The 17997-nt window shown below is 73.2% G+C and carries 16 protein-coding genes; 3 read left to right on the forward strand and 13 right to left on the reverse strand.

All coding sequences use genetic code 11. The features are described 5' to 3' along the window. Position 1 precedes the first annotated feature (1 nt). The 8 genes from nuoE to LCD31_RS07855 all read right to left on the reverse strand — a co-directional run bounded on the left by nuoE (position 2) and on the right by LCD31_RS07855 (position 8047). Positions 2 to 769, reverse strand: coding sequence for an NADH-quinone oxidoreductase subunit NuoE (nuoE, locus tag LCD31_RS07820; protein ID WP_224956940.1), 768 nt, complete (start codon positions 767 to 769; stop codon positions 2 to 4). Continuing rightward, positions 766 to 2109, reverse strand: a complete 1344-nt coding sequence (locus tag LCD31_RS07825; protein ID WP_224956941.1) for an NADH-quinone oxidoreductase subunit D — start codon at positions 2107 to 2109, stop codon at positions 766 to 768. Before LCD31_RS07825 ends, nuoE begins: the two co-directional genes overlap by 4 nt. 52 nt (positions 2110 to 2161) lie before the next feature. Next, positions 2162 to 2938: an NADH-quinone oxidoreductase subunit C gene (locus tag LCD31_RS07830; protein WP_224956943.1), complete on the reverse strand. Its 777-nt coding sequence runs from the start codon at positions 2936 to 2938 to the stop codon at positions 2162 to 2164. Positions 2939 to 2943: 5 nt separating this feature from the next. Continuing rightward, entirely contained in the window at positions 2944 to 3624 is a 681-nt protein-coding gene (locus tag LCD31_RS07835) for an NADH-quinone oxidoreductase subunit B family protein (RefSeq protein ID WP_224956944.1), read from the reverse strand. A gap of 70 nt (positions 3625 to 3694) precedes the next feature. After that, complete coding sequence (locus LCD31_RS07840; RefSeq protein ID WP_224956945.1) at positions 3695 to 4084, reverse strand: NADH-quinone oxidoreductase subunit A; 390 nt, start codon at positions 4082 to 4084, stop codon at positions 3695 to 3697. A gap of 158 nt (positions 4085 to 4242) precedes the next feature. Then, positions 4243 to 5541: a geranylgeranyl reductase family protein gene (locus LCD31_RS07845; RefSeq protein ID WP_224956946.1), complete on the reverse strand. Its 1299-nt coding sequence runs from the start codon at positions 5539 to 5541 to the stop codon at positions 4243 to 4245. Positions 5542 to 6218: 677 nt separating this feature from the next. Next, complete coding sequence (locus tag LCD31_RS07850; RefSeq protein ID WP_224956947.1) at positions 6219 to 6905, reverse strand: demethylmenaquinone methyltransferase; 687 nt, start codon at positions 6903 to 6905, stop codon at positions 6219 to 6221. 26 nt (positions 6906 to 6931) lie between these two features. Beyond that, a complete protein-coding gene (locus LCD31_RS07855; protein WP_308011214.1) occupies positions 6932 to 8047 on the reverse strand; it encodes a glycosyltransferase family 1 protein in 1116 nt (371 codons plus the stop codon). Positions 8048 to 8250: 203 nt separating this feature from the next. Between LCD31_RS07855 and LCD31_RS07860 the strand changes: the two genes are divergently transcribed. Next, the gene (locus LCD31_RS07860; RefSeq protein ID WP_224956949.1) at positions 8251 to 9117 is read left to right on the forward strand and encodes an inositol monophosphatase family protein; all 867 of its coding nucleotides are present in this window, start codon (positions 8251 to 8253) and stop codon (positions 9115 to 9117) included. A gap of 38 nt (positions 9118 to 9155) precedes the next feature. On the opposite strand, the gene LCD31_RS07865 is transcribed toward LCD31_RS07860, so the two are convergent. From LCD31_RS07865 to LCD31_RS07875, 3 genes are all read right to left on the reverse strand, one after another. Further along, entirely contained in the window at positions 9156 to 9860 is a 705-nt protein-coding gene (locus LCD31_RS07865; protein ID WP_224956950.1) for a hypothetical protein, read from the reverse strand. Between the two features lie 69 nt (positions 9861 to 9929). Next, complete coding sequence (paaC, locus tag LCD31_RS07870; protein WP_224956952.1) at positions 9930 to 10892, reverse strand: 1,2-phenylacetyl-CoA epoxidase subunit PaaC; 963 nt, start codon at positions 10890 to 10892, stop codon at positions 9930 to 9932. Between the two features lie 150 nt (positions 10893 to 11042). Then, on the reverse strand, positions 11043 to 11531 hold the full coding sequence (locus LCD31_RS07875; protein WP_224956953.1) for a DUF3592 domain-containing protein: 489 nt from the start codon (positions 11529 to 11531) through the stop codon (positions 11043 to 11045). Positions 11532 to 11592: 61 nt separating this feature from the next. Between LCD31_RS07875 and LCD31_RS07880 the strand changes: the two genes are divergently transcribed. Continuing rightward, complete coding sequence (locus LCD31_RS07880; protein ID WP_224956954.1) at positions 11593 to 12882, forward strand: isochorismate synthase MenF; 1290 nt, start codon at positions 11593 to 11595, stop codon at positions 12880 to 12882. An 81-nt stretch (positions 12883 to 12963) separates the two neighbouring features. Here the strand turns inward: LCD31_RS07880 and LCD31_RS07885 are convergent, their stop codons facing one another. Together LCD31_RS07885 and menD are read right to left on the reverse strand one after the other, a co-directional pair. After that, positions 12964 to 14466 (reverse strand): M1 family metallopeptidase, encoded by a 1503-nt coding sequence (locus tag LCD31_RS07885; RefSeq protein WP_224956955.1) that lies wholly within the window; start codon positions 14464 to 14466, stop codon positions 12964 to 12966. A 483-nt stretch (positions 14467 to 14949) separates the two neighbouring features. Continuing rightward, on the reverse strand, positions 14950 to 16626 hold the full coding sequence (gene menD, locus LCD31_RS07890; RefSeq protein WP_224956956.1) for a 2-succinyl-5-enolpyruvyl-6-hydroxy-3-cyclohexene-1-carboxylic-acid synthase: 1677 nt from the start codon (positions 16624 to 16626) through the stop codon (positions 14950 to 14952). Positions 16627 to 16797: 171 nt separating this feature from the next. Here menD and LCD31_RS07895 point away from each other — a divergent pair, with 171 nt between their 5' ends. Beyond that, positions 16798 to 17721: a 1,4-dihydroxy-2-naphthoyl-CoA synthase gene (locus tag LCD31_RS07895; RefSeq protein ID WP_224956957.1), complete on the forward strand. Its 924-nt coding sequence runs from the start codon at positions 16798 to 16800 to the stop codon at positions 17719 to 17721. The last annotated feature ends 276 nt before the right edge of the window (positions 17722 to 17997 follow it).

Raw genomic sequence — 17997 nt, forward strand, 5'->3', positions numbered from 1 at the left:
CTCACTCCTTCTCCGGCAGCGGCGGGATCTGCGCGTCGTCCGGCATCGGCGGCGCGGTCCAGCCGCGCTGCTGCGCCAGGTGCGCGCCGCGGACCGTCTCGGGGGCGGCCGAGGGGCCGTCCACGGTGTCCTCCAGCCGGGCGCCGGGCCGGTCGAAGAACCCGGCGAGCTGGCGCTCGGTGCGGCGGAAGTCGGTGAGCGGTGCGCCGCGCGTCGGGTCCGGCTTCTCCCCGCGCTGCAAGGACTTCACCAGTTCCAGCGCCGCTTCCGGGCTCTGCTTGTCGTAGTACTCGTAGTCGACCTGCAGCACCGGGGCGTGGTCGCAGGCCGCGAGACATTCGGCGTGCTCCAGCGTCAGCGAGCCCGGTTCGCCCGGCGTGCCGGAGGTCTCGTCGTGGCCGACGCCGAGGTGCTCGGACACCTTCGCGTAGATGGCGTCGCCGCCCAGGGCGGCGCACAGCGTGTTGGTGCACACGCTGACCAGGTGCTCGCCGCACGGCTTGCGCTTGTACATCGTGTAGAAGGTGGCGACCGCGCTGACCTCGGCGGCGGACAGCGCCAGCTGCTCGGCGCAGAACTCGATGCCCTCGGTGCTGACGTGGCCCTGCTCGGACTGCACGAGGTGCAGCATCGGCAGCAGCGCCGACCGCGCCTCCGGGTAGCGCTCGACGATGCGCTTCGCGTCGGCGCGCACGTCCTCGCCGAACACCGGCGCGCCCGGCGGGCTCAGCACGTGCTCGGTGGTGGTGAAATCGAACTGCTCGGTCATCGGTCCACCCCGCCCATCACCGGGTCGATCGAGGCCACTGCCGCGATCACGTCCGCGACCAGGCCGCCCTCGGCCATCGCCGGGAACGCCTGGAGGTTCACGAAGCTCGGTTCCCGCACGTGCACCCGCATCGGCCGGGTGCCGCCGTCGGAGACCAAGTGGTAACCCAGCTCGCCGCGCGGCGACTCCACCGGCGAGTACACCTGCCCCGGGGGCACGTCGAAGCCCTCGGTGACCAGCTTGAAGTGGTGGATCAGCGATTCCATCGACTGGCCCATGATCTTGCGGACGTGCTCCAGGGAGTTGCCCATGCCGTCCGGCCCGATGCTCAGCTTCGCCGGCCACGCGATCTTCGGGTCGTCCACCATCACCGGGCCGGGCTCGAAGGCGTCCAGGCACTGCCGGATGATCTTCAGCGACTGGTGGATCTCCTCCAGCCGCAGCAGGAACCGGGCGAAGCAGTCCGCGTCGGTGCTCGTCGGCACCTCGAACTCGAAGTTCTCGTAACCGCAGTACGGCTCGATCTTGCGCAGGTCCCAGGCGATGCCCGCCGAGCGCAGCAGCGGCCCGGTCACGCCCAGCTGCAGGCAGCCGTCCAGCGGCAGGTACCCGACGTCCTTGAGCCGCTGCTTCCAGATCGGCTGGCCGGAGAACAGCTTCGCGTAGTCCGGCAGCCGCTTGTCCATGACCTTGATGAACTCCAGCACCTTCTCCCGGTAGTTCTCCGGGAGGTCCTGGGCCACCCCGCCCGGCCGGATGAACGCGTGGTTCATCCGCAGCCCGGTGAGGAACTCCAGCAGGTGCAGCACTTCCTCGCGATCGCGGAACCCGAAGGTCATGCCGGTGGTGGAGCCCAGCTCCATCGCGCCGGTCGCCATGAACACCAGGTGCGAGGAGATCCGGTTCAGCTCCATCAGCATGATCCGGAAGGTCTGCGCCCGCGTCGGCGCCTCGACCCCGAGCAGCTTCTCCACGCCCAGGCAGTACGCCGCCTCGTTGTACAGCGGCGCCAGGTAGTCCATCCGCGTGACGAAGGTGACGCCCTGGGTCCAGGTGCGGTACTCGGTGTTCTTCTCGATCCCGGTGTGCAGGTAGCCGATCACCGAGCGGGCCTGGGTGACGGTCTCGCCTTCGAGTTCCAGCACCAGCCGCAGCACCCCGTGCGTGGACGGGTGCTGCGGGCCGAGGTTGATGACGACGCGCTCGGAATCCGCCGCCTCGTCGATGAACTCGTCCCAGTCGCCGCCGGTGACGGTGTAGACGCGGCCTTCCGTCGTCTCGCGCGACGCCGCGTGCCTGCCGGGGTCCGTGGTGGGATCGGTCAGTGGTTCGGTGGTCATGTTCAGCACCTCTCCGCGTGCTGCCTGCCGTGGCCGTGCGGTCCGCGGAACCTCATGAGTAGGCCCGCCGCTGGTCGGGCGGCGGTATCTCGGCGCCCTTGTACTCGACGGGGATGCCGCCGAGCGGGTAGTCCTTGCGCTGCGGGTGCCCGTCCCAGTCGTCCGGCATCAAGATCCGGGTGAGCGCGGGGTGCCCGTCGTAGACCAGGCCGAACATGTCCCAGGCCTCGCGCTCCTGGAAGTCCGCCGTCGGGTACACGGACACGACCGACGGCAGGTGCGGGTCGTCGACGTCGACGGCCACCTCCAGCCGGATGCGGCGGCGGTAGGTCATCGAGGTCAGGTGGTAGACCGAGTGCAGCCGCTGCGGCACCTCCGGCCCGTAGTCCACGCCGGACACCGAGCTGCACAGCTCGAAGCGCAGCGCCGGGTCGTCGCGCAGCGAGGAGCAGGTGGCCACCAGGTGCTCGCGGTCCACGTAGAAGGTGATCTCCCCGCGGTCCACGGTCACCTGCTGCACCGCCGAGTCGATCCCCTTGCCGCGCAGCGAATCCAGCAGCGCGTCCGCCACCTCGTCGAACCAACCGCCGAACGGCCGCTCGGCCGGGGCGGGCAGGTGCGCGGGCAACCGCAGCCCGCCGTAGCCGGAGGTGTCGCCGCTGCCGCGCACGCCGAACATGCCCTGCCGCTCGCGTCCCGCGACGATCGGTTCCCGCGGCTCGGCGATCGCGCCCGAACCGGAACGCACCGGTTCGAGGCCCTCGCCGGGCCGGTCCGCGCTGGAACCCTTCTCGCCGGGGTCCGGGGTGGTCCGCTTCGAGTCGGTCATGCCGCTCACCTGCCCGCGCCGAGTTGCCGCTGCGTCTGCTCCCGCTGCGCGTCGGTCTCGACGGCGAGCGGGCCTTCCGCGCCCATCTCCTGGCGCTGCGCCAGCTGCTGCCGCTCAGCGCGCTTGCGCTGCGAGCGGTTCTTCGGCGCGTAGCGCTCGGAGGAGGCGATGAGTTCGGTGCGAGCCCCGGTCTCGGCGCGCAGCGCGGCGCGCTTGGCGTTGATCGGCTCGTCCATGATCTTGGCGTGCAGTTTGAGGATCGCGTCGAGCAGCATCTCCGGCCGCGGCGGACAACCCGGCAGGTACATGTCCACCGGCACCACGTGGTCCACGCCCTGCACCACGGCGTAGTTGTTGAACATGCCCCCGGTGGAAGCGCACACGCCCATCGCCAGCACCCAGCGCGGCTCCGGCATCTGGTCGTAGATCTGCCGCAGGACCGGGGCCATCTTGTTGGTCACCCGACCGGCGACGATCATCAGATCGGCCTGCCGCGGGGTGGCGGAGAAGCGCTCCATGCCGAACCGGGCGATGTCGTAGCGGGAACCGCCGACCGTCATCATCTCGATCGCGCAGCAGGCCAACCCGAAGGTCGCCGGCCACATCGAGGTCTTCCGGGTCCAGTTGACGAGCTTCTCCACGTTGGCCAACAGGATGCCGTTGGGCAGCTGCTCTTCGAGGCCCATCTCGGCACTCCTTCCGCTGTCGCCATTGAGAACGGTCAGTGCTCGCTCAGGCCCGCCCGGGCCCGGGCGCCTAGTTCCAGTCGAGGCCTCCGCGCCGCCACACGTAGACGTAGGCGAATCCGACGGTCGCGATGAACAGCACGACCTCGGCCACGCCGAACAGCCCGAGGGAGTCCGCGGAGACCGCGAACGGGTAGAGGAAGACCATTTCGATGTCGAAGAGGATGAACAGCATCGCCGTGAGGTAGTAGGCGACCGGCATCCGGCCGCCGCCCATCACCGGCTGCGGGGAAGGCTCGATCCCGCACTCGTAGGCATCGAGCTTCGCCCTGTTGTAGCGGCGGGGGCCGACCAGTGGCGCGATGCTCACCGAGAACACCGCGAATCCCAGCGCCAGCGCGAACATCAGCACCAGCGGGATGTACGGGTCCAGCACGCCCGAAGCGCCTGCCTCGCCCATGGCACCGCCCTCCTTCGCTGCCCCCGCCGAGACGAACGTCACGTCTGCGGCGTCAGGTGCGCACTCTATGCGGTCGGACGTAACCGCTCCGCAGTGAGGCGAACCTAACTTTATGACTTCTCACACAATCACGTGACCATCTGACCAGACTCCAGCAGTCAGACGCTAGGGGTGAGCCGAGTAGTGGCGCTGATCACACGGTCCATCGTGTCCCCATCGCGCACGTCGTACAGATTTGCCAGCAGCTTCAACACGAAACGCATCAGCAACGGCCGCGGCAAGCCGTGCTTGGTGGCCATCCGCATCACCGTCGGATTGCCAATCAACTTGCTGAAGATGTTCCCGAGCCGGAAGTAGCCGCCCATCGCGTCGGACACCGCACCCGGGTACCGGAGCAGCGCGTGCTCCCGCGAAGGGCCCGCCGGTCGTGCGTACGCGTGGACCACGCACTCCGCCGCCAACCGGGCGGATTCCATGGCGTACGCGATGCCCTCGCCGTTGAACGGGTTGACCATGCCGCCGGCGTCCCCGACGAGCAGCAGCCCGTCCCGGTAGTGCGGCGTGCGGTTGAAGCCCATCGGCAGCGCGGCGCCGCCGATCTTGCCGGTGGCGTTCTCCTCCCGGAAACCCCACTCCTCCGGGGTCCCGTCCAGCCAGGAGCGCAACAGCTGGCGGTAGTCGGTCTTGCCGTAGGACTTCGACGTCGACAGCACGCCCAGCCCCACGTTCACCGTCCCGTCGCCCATGCCGAAGATCCAGCCGTAGCCCGGCATCAGCTTCGGCTCGGCGGGCGTCGACCGGTCCCACAGCTCCAGGTGCGACTCCAGGAAGTCGTCCTTGCTGCGCGGGCTGTCGTAGTAGCGGCGCACCGCCACGCCCATCGGGCGGTCCTCGCGCTTCTCGATGCCCATCGACAACGCCAGGCGGGCCGACACGCCGTCGCACCCGAGCACCAGCGGCGCCCGGTAGGTCACCGGCTGGCGGTCCGGGCCGGTCTTCGCGGCGACCCCGTCGATGCGGCCGGTCCGCTCATTCCGGACGGCTCCGGTCACCGTGGTCTGCTGCACCATCCGGGCGCCCGCGCGTTCCGCCCCGCGGGCGAGCAGATCGTCGAAGTCGTTGCGCGGACGGACCACGCCGTAGGGCGGGAAGTCGGCGAGCTCCGGCCAGTCCAGCTCGATGTTCACGCCGCCGCCGACCACGCGCAGACCCCGGTTGTGCAGCCAGCCGGCCTCCTCCCGGGTGTCGATGCCGAGGTCGATCAGCTGCTTGACGCCGCGCGGCGTGATGCCGTCGCCGCACACCTTCTCCCTGGGGAAGACGCTCTTCTCCAGCAGCAGCACGTCGAGGCCCGCGCGAGCCAGGTACGTCGCCGCCGTCGAACCGGCCGGCCCGGCACCGACGACGATCACGTCGGCGTCGTCGTTCGGTCGGCGTCGGGGGGTGGCGCTGGTCATGACACTCCTTGATAGCCGTGCAGTTGCGGTGTCGAGCCACGGCGCCAGGCACGCGGACCGCACCCGGCACCCGCTCCGGTGCCGCGCACCCGAGCGGTTCCGCCGTGACCCGGTGAACCCGCCCGCTTGTGAACGAGTTCACTATCTCCGCCGAGTCTAGGCCTGCGGAAGCACTCGATCGACCCCGCGAGATAGGCCGCTCGGGTGACCGTCCTCGCAGGTGAGGCGTATCTCCGGGGCGCCGGAGGGCACCGGGCCACCCGCACGCCGCAGCGCCGCCAGGATCACCGGGTGCGGAACGGTTCCACGCCCGGGCCTCAGCGGCGCCCGCAGGCGCAGGGGGCGGGCGCGATGGACGGCGGCGGTCGGGTGCTCGCAGCACGACGGGCCAGGACGCGGCTCCCGGGCAACGCACCGAACGCGGAGGATGCGCGCTCCGGAGGTTCAGAACACGCGAAGGCCCACTACCCGCCCAGCGGGTCTTGGCCGTTGCCTGTCAGCGGCGAAGCCGATGAGCTGCCGACCACCAGAGCAACCGGGCCACCCGCGGGTTCTCAGCTGCTTCCTCGCGAGGACAACGATTTCTCCTGTGGCGGAGCCACCGGTGAAATCGATCCCGCAGCGAGGGGCCAGCTGAGGTTCCGCCACCCGAGCGCAGCTCGAAGGGAGCGCCGGACTCAGGCCTTGAAAGCGCGGTGCACGGCGACGGCGCCGCCCATCAGGTCGCGCCACGCCACCTTCGACCAGCCGGCCTCGCCGATCTTCGCGGCCAGCGCCCGCTGGTCCGGCCAGGAGCGGATCGACTCCGCCAGGTACACGTACGCGTCCGGGTTCGAGGACACCGCGCGGGCGATCGGCGGCAGCGCGCGCATCACGTAGTTCATGTAGACGATGCGGAACGGCTCCCAGGTGGGGGTGGAGAACTCGCACACCACGAGCCGCCCGCCGGGGCGCACCACCCGCGCCATCTCGCGCAGGCCCGCCACCGTGTCCACCACGTTGCGCAGCCCGAACGAGATCGTCGCCGCGTCGAAGGAGGCGTCCGCGAACGGCAGCCGCAGCGCGTCGGCCGCCACCATCGGGAGCCCGCGGTCCCGGCCCACCGACAGCATGCCCAGCGAGAAGTCCGCGGCCACGCACCACGCGCCGGACTTCGCCAGCTCCGCGGTGGACACGCCGCTGCCCGCGGCCAGGTCCAGGATGCGCTCGTGCGGCCGCGGGTCCAGCGCCTGCCGGGTGATCTGCCGCCAGCGCCGGTCCTGCCCGAACGACATCACGGTGTTCGTCAGGTCGTAGCGCTTCGCGACGCCGTCGAACATCGCGGCGACCGCGTGCGGATCCTTGTCCAAACCGGCGCGAGACACGTCGGCAGCTTACGTGCAGCGGGCGCTCAGGCGGCCAGCCGGTCGTCCTGCGGGCGGCCGATGACCTCCGCGTAGTGGCCGATCAACTGCTCGCACAGGGCGGGCCAGGTGCGCTGGGCCACCGAGTCGCGGGCGGCCGCGCCGAACCTCGCCCGCAGCGCCGGGTCCCGCAGCTCCGCCACCGCCGCGCGCAGCCGCCGGGCGTGCGCGTCCGCGTCGTGCGGCGGCAGCAGGTGGCCGGTGCGGCCCGGCAGCACCAGGTCCCGCGGGCCGCCCGCGTCCGGGGCGAGCGCGGGGACCCCGCTGGCCATCGCCTCCTGCACGGACTGGCAGAACGTCTCGTACGGGCCGGTGTGCACGAACACGTCCAGGCTCGCGTAGATCCGGGCGAGCTCCTCGCCGGTGCGCAGGCCGAGGAACGCGGCGCCCGGCAGCTGCGCGGCCAGCTGCTCCCGCTGCGGGCCGTCGCCGACCACCACCACCCGCACCCCGGGCACGCCGTCCAGCGCCGCGAGGCGCTCCACGTGCTTCTCCGGGGCGAGCCTGCCGACGTACCCGATCAGCAGCTCCCCGCCCGGGGCGAGCTCGGCGCGCAGCCGCTCGTCCCGCTTCCCCGGGTGGAACCGGGCCGTGTCCACCCCGCGGCCCCAGCGGTGCACCCGCGGGATGCCGTGCTCGCGCAGCGCTTCCGCCGCCCAGGTGGACGGGGCCAGCGTGCGGTCGGCGGCGCTGTGCAGCCGCCGCGTCCAGCGCCACGCGGCGCGCGCGGTCAACCCCAGCCCGTACGACTCCGCGAACCCGGCCACGTCCGTCTGGTACACCGCGACCGTCGGCACGCCCAGCTTCCGCGCCGCCGCCAGCCCCCGCGCCCCCACCACGAACGGCGAGGCCAGGTGCACCACGTCCGGCCCGAAGTCCGCCAAGCCCTGCAGCAACCGGCGGGTGGGGAACCCGATCGGCAGCGAGGACACCACCGGGATGTCCACGGCGGGCAGCCGCACCACCGGCGTGCCCTCGTGCTCGTCGGGACCCGCGCCCGGGGCGATCACGAGTGCCTGGTCACCGCGGCGGCGCAGGTGCTCCAGCACCCGCAGCACCGAGTTCGTGACCCCGTTGACCTGCGGCAGGAAACTCTCCGACACGATGGCGATCCGCACGAGCGACACCGTCCCGCCCCGCTCCGGCGCCCAGACGACCCCCACGTGACGCATCCCGGAACAGCCGCCGAAGAGCACCCCAACTGCCCCGTGCGGCGCCGCCCGACCCCGCCCGGACGACCGCCGCTCGTCTGGTGTCCACCTGGGCGCAGCCCCGCATACACCGCGGGTGTCGACCCTGGAGCGGCATGACGGTCCTTCCCTCGGAGCCCTCGCACCACATCGAACCCGGCTTGGTCTCCCGCGCGCTGGAAGTGGCCGGGCGGCTCGCGAACGACGCCGCCGACGTCATCACCGCCACCGCGGGACGCGGGGCCCGCCCGGCGGCCACCGAATCGCCCTTCGACTGGGTGACCGACACCGGGCGCACCCTGGAACGGCACACCCGGCGGGTGCTCGGCGACGAGTTCCCGGGAGTGCCGGTGTTCGGCGAGGAGTTCGACTCCGCTCCCGGCTGGTCCACCTCCGTCGCCGACCAGCTCACCGCCCGCTCCGGTTCGTCCCGGTTCCGCTGGTCGGTGGACCCGGTGGACGGCACCGCGAACTACGTGGCCGGGCTGCCGTGGTGCGCCTACAGCCTCGCGATGCTCGACGAACGCGGGCCGCTGGTCGGCGTCGTCGCCGACCCGTACCGGTCCCAGATCTACGCGGCGGCCCGGGACCGCGGGATGCGCGCCAACGGGGTGCCGGTGCGGCTCGCCGACCAGGCCGAGACCCGCGCCGGAATCGTCTGCACCGAGCTGACCCGCAGCGGCCCGTGGCCCGGCATGGACCGGTTCATCAGCAACGCGGCCCGGGCGCAGGTGGGCGTGCGGCTGCTGGGATCACCGGCGCTGGCGATCGCGCAGGTCGCGCTGGGGCACGCCATCGCGGCCGTGCTGGACTCGTACGAGGAGTGGGACGTCGCGGGTGCGCTGGCGCTGGCCGTCGAATCGGGGGCCGCGGTGCTGGACCGCGGTGGGCGCCCGGCGACGCTGCCCGTCGGCGGGCTGCTCGTGGCCGGACCCGCCGTCGCCGGGGACGTCCTCGACTGGTGGCGCCGAGCGACGCCGTGACCGGCCGGGCGCGGTCACCCGCGGCGCGGGTCGCGCTGTCAGGGAGCGGCGAGCGCGGGCGGCGGGGCGTCCTCGCGGGCGAACACCTCGGACATCGGGTGCAGCAGCGGGAACCGGTCGCGCAGGACCGCCACCTCGTGGTGCACCCGCGGCAGATCCGGCGCCGCGACCAGGTCGACCACCACGTGCAGCACGTCCTCGGTGATCGATGCGAAGCGCGCGGCGGCCTCGGCGACCTGGTCCCGCACCCGCCGCAGCACCTCCTGGTCCCGCCGGTCCGCCGACCTCGGATCCAGGTCCGAGCCGCGGCCCACCTCGACGAGCGCCTGCACGCTCGGCAGCTCCGCGTCCATCCGGCGGACCACCACCAGCAGCGCCTCCCGCGCCCGCGCCGAGGACACCGACTCCACCGCGCGCCGGGCGCGCGCCACCGCCTGCTCGCAGCGGTGCAGGTCGCGCACCCAGCCGTCCACGTGGCCCGGTTCGCCGAACCCCCGCGGCGGCGCCGTCCGCTCCTGCGGAGCCGCCGGTGCGGGCTCCGGCACCTCGGGGCGAGCACGTCGCGTCCACGGCCCGGCCCACGCCAGCAGGGTGACCGCGGCGCCCAGGGATCCCGCGACCGTTCCCGCCAGCACTGCCCACCAGAAACCGTTCATCTCCAGCCGCGCCTTCCGCTCGGTTCCCGTCGGACCAGCGCTCGCCCCCAAGGCGATCCGGCGGACCCACCGGGTTCGTCCCGGCATCACACCCACCTTGCCCGCCGGGTCGGCGCGGGGCCTCGGGGAAAGTACTCAACCGCGGAAACGGAACGATCACGGCTCGACCGGGTCGGCGCGCACCAGGTACTGCATGTCGGCGACGACGAACGGCATCGACTCGGTGTGCGCGCCCCACCGCCCACCGGTGCCCTCCGGCGGTGCTTCGCCGAGGGGCGGCAGCTCCAGCCGGGCGACCGACGCCGCCTCGTCCAACGCCGCGGCGACCTCACCGCGCACCGCGTCCGGACGCACCGCGCACCCGGCCTCGGCGAGCCTGCGCTCCACCGGGTGCACCGCGAACAGCTCCCCCGACAGCGGCCACACCCGGTGCAACGCCTCCTGCATCCGCAGCCGCGACTCGGGAGCGCGGTCCCCGAGCCGGATCATCCACTGCTCGGCGTGCTCGCGGTGCCGCAGCAGCACCCGCCAGGTGCGCGCCGCGATCGCCGAGAGCACCGGATCGCGGGTCGCGGCGAGCCGGGCGAACACCGCGTGCCGCCAGGCCGCGAACAGCAGCAACCGGGCCGTGCTGGTCGCGAAGTCACCACCGGGCCCCGGCCCGCAATCGATCTCGGCGAGCCGCACGTTGCGGAAGTCCCCGCTGTCGCGGTGGTAGGCCAGCAGGTCCGCGTCCCGGCCCGCGCCCTCCAGCTCCGCGGCCCGCTCCAGCAGCGCCCGCGCCTGGCCGAGCAGGTCCGCCGTGATCGCGGCCAGCGCGGCGCCCTCCTCCAGGTCCGGCCCGCGCACCCCCCAGCCGGACAGGCGGTGCGCCAGCAGCAGCGCGTCGTCGCCCAGCATCAAGCAGTACCCGGCGAGATCGGCCGGATCCGCCCCGGCCGGGACGGTCCGGGTCACCGCCGCGGTGACGGGAGCCGCGAGGACCCAGTCCGGCCGGTACGACTCCGGCGCCGACCGGCCCGGTCCTCCCGGCTCGACCGCCGCCGCGGGCCACCACTCGGGACCACCTGCGGAAGGACGCGGCGGTCGCCCGCCGGTTCCGAAGTTCACCGTGCCCATACGCGCTCACCCACCTCGCGGGGGCCGCACCGGAGTGCGGGCTGGACCGCTGGTCGCGAGACCACTCGTGGGACCACCCGCCGCGGCGGGATCACCCGGGCCCACTGTGACCGCGGTGCCGGGCGGAGCGGAAGGGGCGGAATTCCCGGTTCAGGCCGCGGCCGGGCGCTCCCGGCGCAGCAACCAGTGCGCGGCGCCGAGGACCAGCCACGTCCCGGCGAGGGACGCCGCGACCGGCAGCAGCGACAGCACCATGCCGCGCCCGGCCACCCGGACCAGGTCGGGGTTGCGGGTGTCGTACTCGACGCGGACGAACTGGCCCTGCTGCAGGCCGCCGGGGTACAGCACGCCGTCCTGCGGGATGTGCACCCGGCCTTCGGGCGTGGTGAAGCGGATGACGGTGCGGGTCAGCGACGTGCTGACCACTTCGGCCACCCCGTCGCCGCGGGACTCGGTGATGGTCCGGTCGTCGATCGCGCAAGCGCCGATCACGGACAGGCCCAGCACGGTCAGCAGCACGCCGAGTACCAGGACGCCGCGGGCGGCGGTGCGGCGGATGCGCCGCGCTGGCCACCGGGTGCCCGGACCGCTCTCCGCGGTCTGCTCGGACTCGCCCGGGAACTCCTGTTCGCTCGCCACGATCGCCGATTGTAGGAGCCGCGCGGTGACCACCACGGGCCGCCGCACCTAGGCTCGTCGCGTGGCGCCCTCCCCGACTCCGCTGACCGTCCGCACCTCGGTGCTCCCCGACGACGACCCCCGGCGCACCGCGCCGCTGCTGGAGCTGCTGCCGGACGAGGCCCCGCTGAGCTGGGTGCGCGACGGGGCGGGTCTGGTCGGCTGGGGCTGCGCGGCGCGGTTGACGACGTCCGGGCCGGAGCGGTTCGCCGCCGCCGACGAGTGGTGGCACGCGCTGTGCGCGGCCGCGGACGTGCGGGACGAGGTGCGGCTGCCGGGCAGCGGCCCGGTCGCGTTCACCAGCTTCGCGTTCGCGGACCGGCCGGGGGACTCGGTCGTGGTGGTGCCGGAGGTCGTGGTGGGCTGCCGGGACGGCGTCCGCTGGATCACCACCGTCGGCGATCCGGCCCGGCAACCGGTCCGGCCGGTTCGCGAGCCCGGCGCGGTGCGGTACGAGCCGGGCGCGGTGTCGGCGGCGGACTACCGGCGGTCGGTGGCGGAGGCGGTGCGGATCCTGGAACCGGCCGGGGCCGGCGATCCGGACGGGGTGCGCAAGGTGGTGCTGGCGCACGACCTGCTCGCCACCGCGGCGGAGCCGCTGGACGCCCGCTACCTGCTGCGCAACCTCGCCGCGCGCTACCCGGGGTGCTGGACCTTCGCGGTGGACGGGCTGGTCGGGGCGACGCCGGAGCTGCTGCTGGAGCGCACCGGGCGGCACGTCCGGTCCCGGGTGCTGGCCGGGACGAGCTGGCCGCGGCCCGGGGTCGGCGCCGACGAGCTGGCGTCCGGCCTGCTGGCCTCGGTGAAGGACCTCTCCGAGCACGCGTTCGCCGCCGAGTCGCTGGCCGCGGAACTGCGCCCGTTCTGCGCGGCCCTGTCGGTCCCGGAGCACCCCGAGGTGCTCCGGCTGCGCAACGTGTTGCACCTGGCCTCGCACATCACGGGTGAATTGCACGAGCACGCCGCGGACAACGGGGTCGCGGCGCTGCTGCGGCTGGCCGCCGCGGTGCACCCGAGCGCGGCCGTCGGGGGCACGCCGACTCCCGCCGCGGTGCGGCTGATCGAGCGCCTGGAGGCCATGGACCGCGGCCGCTACAGCGGCCCGGTCGGCTGGGTCGACGGCGCCGGCAACGGGGAGCTCGGCATCGCGCTGCGCTGCGCGCAGCTGGAGACCGCGGACGGCGCGACCGGGGGCCGCCGGGCCCGGCTGTTCGCCGGGTGCGGCATCGTCGCCGGGTCCGATCCGGACGCGGAGGTGCTGGAGGCGGCGGCGAAGCTCCGGCCGATCCGAGACGCGCTCGCCGACGACTGACGGCCGGCCCGGGTGGCTCGGGCGGCGGACCGCTAGGTTCCGCCGCCCGACCCGTCCCGGCCGGCCTGCGCCGTCACACGATCAGTGGTGGTCGTGCACGAGCGCGTGGGTCGCGTCGATCTCGGCGACCGACTTCGGCGGCACCACCGCTGCCCTGGTCGCCGAGGCCGGGATCCCGTTCTCCGGGGTGGCCGCGGGCTTGCCGGGGGTGAACAGCCAGTTCTGGAAGAACTCGTCGAGCTGTCGGCCGGAGCGCTGCTCGGCCAGCTCGATGAACTCCTCCACGGTGCCGGTGGAGTACCGGTTGTCCTGCACCCAGGTGCGCACCACGTCGAGCAGCGCGTCCGGGCCGATGACGTTGCTCAGCGCGTGCACGGTGAGCGCCCCGCGGTCGTAGACGGCGTCGCTGAAGATGTTCTCCGGCCCGGGTTCACCGGGGGCGATCTGCCAGAACGGGTCGTCGGCGGGCAGCGAGGAGTAGTAGTGGTCGAACAGCTCCTGCGCGGTGCCGGTGCCCTGCTGCTCCGACCACAGCCACTCGGCGTAGCTGGCGAAGCCCTCGTTCAGCCAGATGTCGCGCCAGGTGTCGACGGACACGGAGTCGCCGAACCACTGGTGGGCGTTCTCGTGCACGACGACGGACGTGTTCGCGCCCTTCGCGAAGAACTTGGGGCTGTAGGTCGGCCGGGTCTGGTTCTCCAGCGCGAAGCTGAGGCCTTCTGCCGGGACCACGCCGCCCTGGGCCTCGAACGGGTACTCGCCGAGCAGCCCGGAGAGGAATTCCAGCACTTCCGGGGTGCGTTCGACGCTGGCCTTGGCCGCGCCTTCGACGTCGCCGAGCCCGTCGGCGTAGGCGGTGACGAAGGGCTGGCCGAAAGCGCCGGGCTTGGTGTTGATCTCGTACTGCCCGATGCCGAGGAAAGCCAGGTACGTCGCGGTCGGCTTGGTGGTCCGCCACTTCCAGGTGGTCCGGCCGGCCAGCGTGGAGGTGTCGGTGTTCACGCCGTTCGACAGCACCTCGGTGCCTTCCGGCACGTCCACGGCGATGTCGAAGGTGGCCTTGTCCCGCGGGTGGTCGTTGCCGGGGAACCACCACGCGGAGATCTCCGGTTCGCCGACCGCGAGGGCGCCGTCGGCGGTGCGGATCCACGGGTTGAGGCCGTCGACCTCGACGGCGGACGGCACGCCCTCGTACTCGACGACGAACGTGGACTGGCGCCCGGCGGGCAGCTCCTCGGGCGGGGTGACGGTGAGCTCGGTGCCCCGCTGCTCGAAGGTCGACGGGGCGCCGTTGACCCGGATCGACTTCACCGGCAGTGCGAAGTCCAGGTTGAACGCGGTGAGGTCCTGGGTCGGGTTCGCCACGATCGTCGTGGTCCCGGCGAGGTGGTCGTCCTTCGGTTCGTAGCGCAGCCGCACGTCGTAGTGCGCCACGTCGTAGCCGCCGTTGCCGTACTCGGGGAAGTACGGGTCGCCCGCGCCGGGCGCGCCGGGACTGCCGGCTCCGGCGAAGGCGGGGGTCGCCACGAAGGCCGCCGCGCAGCACGCGGCCACCGCCGCCCGCAGACCGGTTCGCTTGAACACAGAGCACCTCCGGCAAGATCAGCTGTTTTCCAGCAGCGTACGAACGTGATCAGGGCGGCGCGAGCACCCGAACGCGGGGCTTTTCACCAGTTCTGGGTGAACGGCGCGCAGCCGGCGCCGGCTTTCGTCCCAGCCGCCCGCCCGACGGGTGGTGGCCGGACCCCGCCCGCGCGGCTCCCGCCCAGCTCATCGGGGGTGCGAGTGTTCGGCGAGCAGCCGAGCCCGGGCCCGAGACCCGGCAGGTTCCGCGCGGTCGACCGGTGGCCGGAAGCACTCCCGCGCCCTCTCACCAGGTGGGAGGAACCGGTCCAGAAGTGCCCGTGCGAGGCCGGGGGGGTGTCGCGCCCACAGCGGGCACGGGACCCGCAGGGGCACGGGACCGCAGCGGGTACCGGGCCGGGAGACACCGGATCGCGGGTGTACGGATCGCGACCGGGCACCGGTTCCGGAACGGATATCGGACCGCGAACGGCCCCGAACGGGTCAGCCGATCAGCGCCGAGTGCACCGCGGCCTGCAACCGCGCGTGCAGGCTCCTGGTCTGCGAGCGGTCGGCCTGGATCTCCACCACCCGCAGCCCCGGTGGCCCGTGCAGCGCCGCCGGGAACTCCGAGCGCTGCCGCACCCGCACGTGCTCCACGCCGTGCGCCGCGCACAGCTGCGCGAGGTCGGTGCCGTGCGGGGTGCCGAAGACCCGCTCGAACGAGTCGCGGTGCTCCGGGCCGCCCTGCTCCAGCAGCGAGAAGATGCCGCCGCCGTCGTCGTTGAGCACCACGATGGTGAGGTCCGGGCGCTGCTCCTGCGGCCCCAGCAGCAGGCCGTTGCCGTCGTGCAGGAACGTGAGGTCGCCCAGCAGCGCGTAGGTCGGTCCGTCGTGCGCCAGCGCCGCGCCGATCGCGGTGGACACCGTGCCGTCGATCCCCGCCACCCCGCGGTTGCGGTGCACCGCCACGTCCGGCCGGTGTCGTGCGGCCAGCGCCACGTCCCGGCTCGGGTTCGACGAACCGAGCACCAGCAACGACCGCTCCGGCAGTTCGTCGACCAGGTCGCGGGCGAGCACCGGCCCGTTCGGCCAGCGCTCCAGGTCCAGCGCCGCGTGCAGCGCGGCGGCGACCTTGTGGTCGGCCTGCTGCCAGGCGGTGAGCCAGTGCGGGTCGGCCTCGCGGACGGGCCCGGCGCCGAAGGTGTGCGCGATCTCGCGCACCGCGTGCCCCGGCGACGGCCAGTCCACGTCCCCGCCGTGCGCCAGCAGCACCTCCACCCCGGCGTCGGTCAGCAGCGACTGCACCTGGCGGAACACGGTCGGCCTGCCGACGCAGAGCACCTGCTCGGGGCGGTGCTCGCGCACGAACTCGGGCTGGTTCAGCAACCACATCCCGGTGCTGATGGCCGCACCACCGGCGAGCCCGACCCCGCCGGTCTCGGAGACGACGGGCCAGCCGTACCGCTCGCCCCACTCCCCCGCGGCGTCGGCGCTGCCGTCCGCGGCGAGCACCAGTCCCCGCCGGGCGGCCGGCGCGTGCAGGCTGCTCGGGTGGGCGCCGTCGCCGCAGATCTCGATCCACGGCGCCCCGTCGTCGCGCCCGGACAGCGGCTCGCACCACGTGGTGTCCCCGGTGGGCACCAGCGGTTCGCGGAACGGCAGGTTCAGGTGCACCGGTCCGGAGCGGGCCGACCCGAGCGAGGCGTGCCAGGCGCGGCAGACCTGGCTGCGCCAGTACGCCTGCTGCCCGGGCCGGTTCTCGGCCACGCCGAGCTCGTCGAACATCCGCACCTGCGGTCCGAACATCCGGTGCTGGTCGATGGTCTGGTTGGCCCCGGCCGCGCGCAGCTCCGGCGGGCGGTCCGCGGTGAGCACGATCAGCGGGATGCCCGCCTGCGCCGCCTCGCTGACCGCCGGGTGCAGGTTCGCCGCAGCGGTGCCCGAGGTCCCGGCCACCACCACCGGCCGACCGCTGCGCGCCGCGATCCCCAGGGCCAGGAATCCGGCGCTGCGCTCGTCGATGCGGACGTGCAACCGGATCCGGCGCTCCTGCGCGGCGCGGTGCAGCGCGAACGAGAGCGGCGCGTTGCGCGACCCCGGGGAGAGCACCACGTGCCGGACCTGGTTGCGGATCAGCTCGTCGACAATGACCTCGGCCTGTGCCGTGGACGGATTCAACCCATCACCCCGGACTCCCTCGCACGCTGCCTGCCGACCGCTTCCAGTGTCGCCGCAACCGCCGAGCCCCTTCGACCCGGTGGCCCCCCGGACGAGCGAAGTGCAGCCGCTCACACCGGTCGGCGCCCTCCTGGTGTTCATCACGCCGAGGCGGCACCTATTGTCCCAGGCGTGCTGAACTCGCCTGTCTCCGAGCTGTTCGACCCGGCCGCGTGGGAACCCGTCAGCGGGTTCGACTTCACCGACATCACGTACCACCGGTGCGTGGAGGACGGTCCCGGGCGCGGCACCGTGCGCGTCGCCTTCGACCGCCCCGAGGTGCGCAACGCCTTCCGCCCGCACACCGTCGACGAGCTGTACCGCGCGCTCGACCACGCCCGGATGAGCAGCGATGTCGGCTGCGTCCTGCTGACCGGGAACGGGCCCTCGCCGAAGGACGGCGGCTGGGCGTTCTGCTCCGGCGGGGACCAGCGGATCCGCGGCCGTTCCGGCTACCAGTACGCCGCCGGTGAGACCGCCGAGACCGTGGACCCCGCGCGGGCCGGCCGGCTGCACATCCTCGAGGTGCAGCGGCTGATCCGGTTCATGCCGAAGCTGGTGGTCGCGGTCGTGCCGGGCTGGGCCGCCGGGGGCGGGCACAGCCTGCACGTGGTGTGCGACCTCACCCTCGCCAGCGCCGAGCACGCCCGCTTCAAGCAGACCGACGCCGACGTCGGCAGCTTCGACGGCGGCTTCGGCAGCGCCTACCTCGCCCGGCAGGTCGGGCAGAAGTTCGCCCGCGAGATCTTCGCCCTCGGCCGCGCCTACGACGCCGAGCAGGCGCACCGGATGGGGATGGTCAACGAGGTCGTGCCGCACGCGGAACTGGAGGCGACCGCCCTGCAGTGGGCACGGGAGATCAACGGCAAGTCGCCCACCGCGCAGCGCATGCTGAAGTACGCGTTCAACGCGATCGACGACGGCCTGGTCGGACAGCAGTTGTTCGCCGGTGAGACCACCCGGCTGGCCTACATGACCGACGAGGCCGTCGAGGGCAGGGACTCGTTCCTGGAGCGCCGGGACCCGGACTGGACGCCGTTCCCCTGGTACTACTGACCGGCCCCGGGCCGCCGTGGTCCGCCCGCCGATCGGGAAACCGCAGGAGTTCATCGTCCGCACCGCCTTCGCTCGCAGGTCGCTACTCCCCCAACATCGACCCCGGCAGTCGAACAGTTGAGCGATCTCATCCGAACTGGTGAGCGATCGCACTCCGCCGCCCCCCCCCCCCCCCCCCCCCGCGGGGGGGGGGGGCCGATGGGGGGGGGGCCCCCCCCCCCCGGAAACCCGCCCCCGGCCCGGGACCCCCGCGCGCCGGGGCCCCCCGTGGGGCCC

This window comes from Saccharopolyspora sp. 6M, from assembly GCF_020176775.1.
In the GTDB taxonomy this organism is placed as follows: Bacteria; Actinomycetota; Actinomycetes; order Mycobacteriales; family Pseudonocardiaceae; genus Saccharopolyspora_C; species Saccharopolyspora_C gregorii.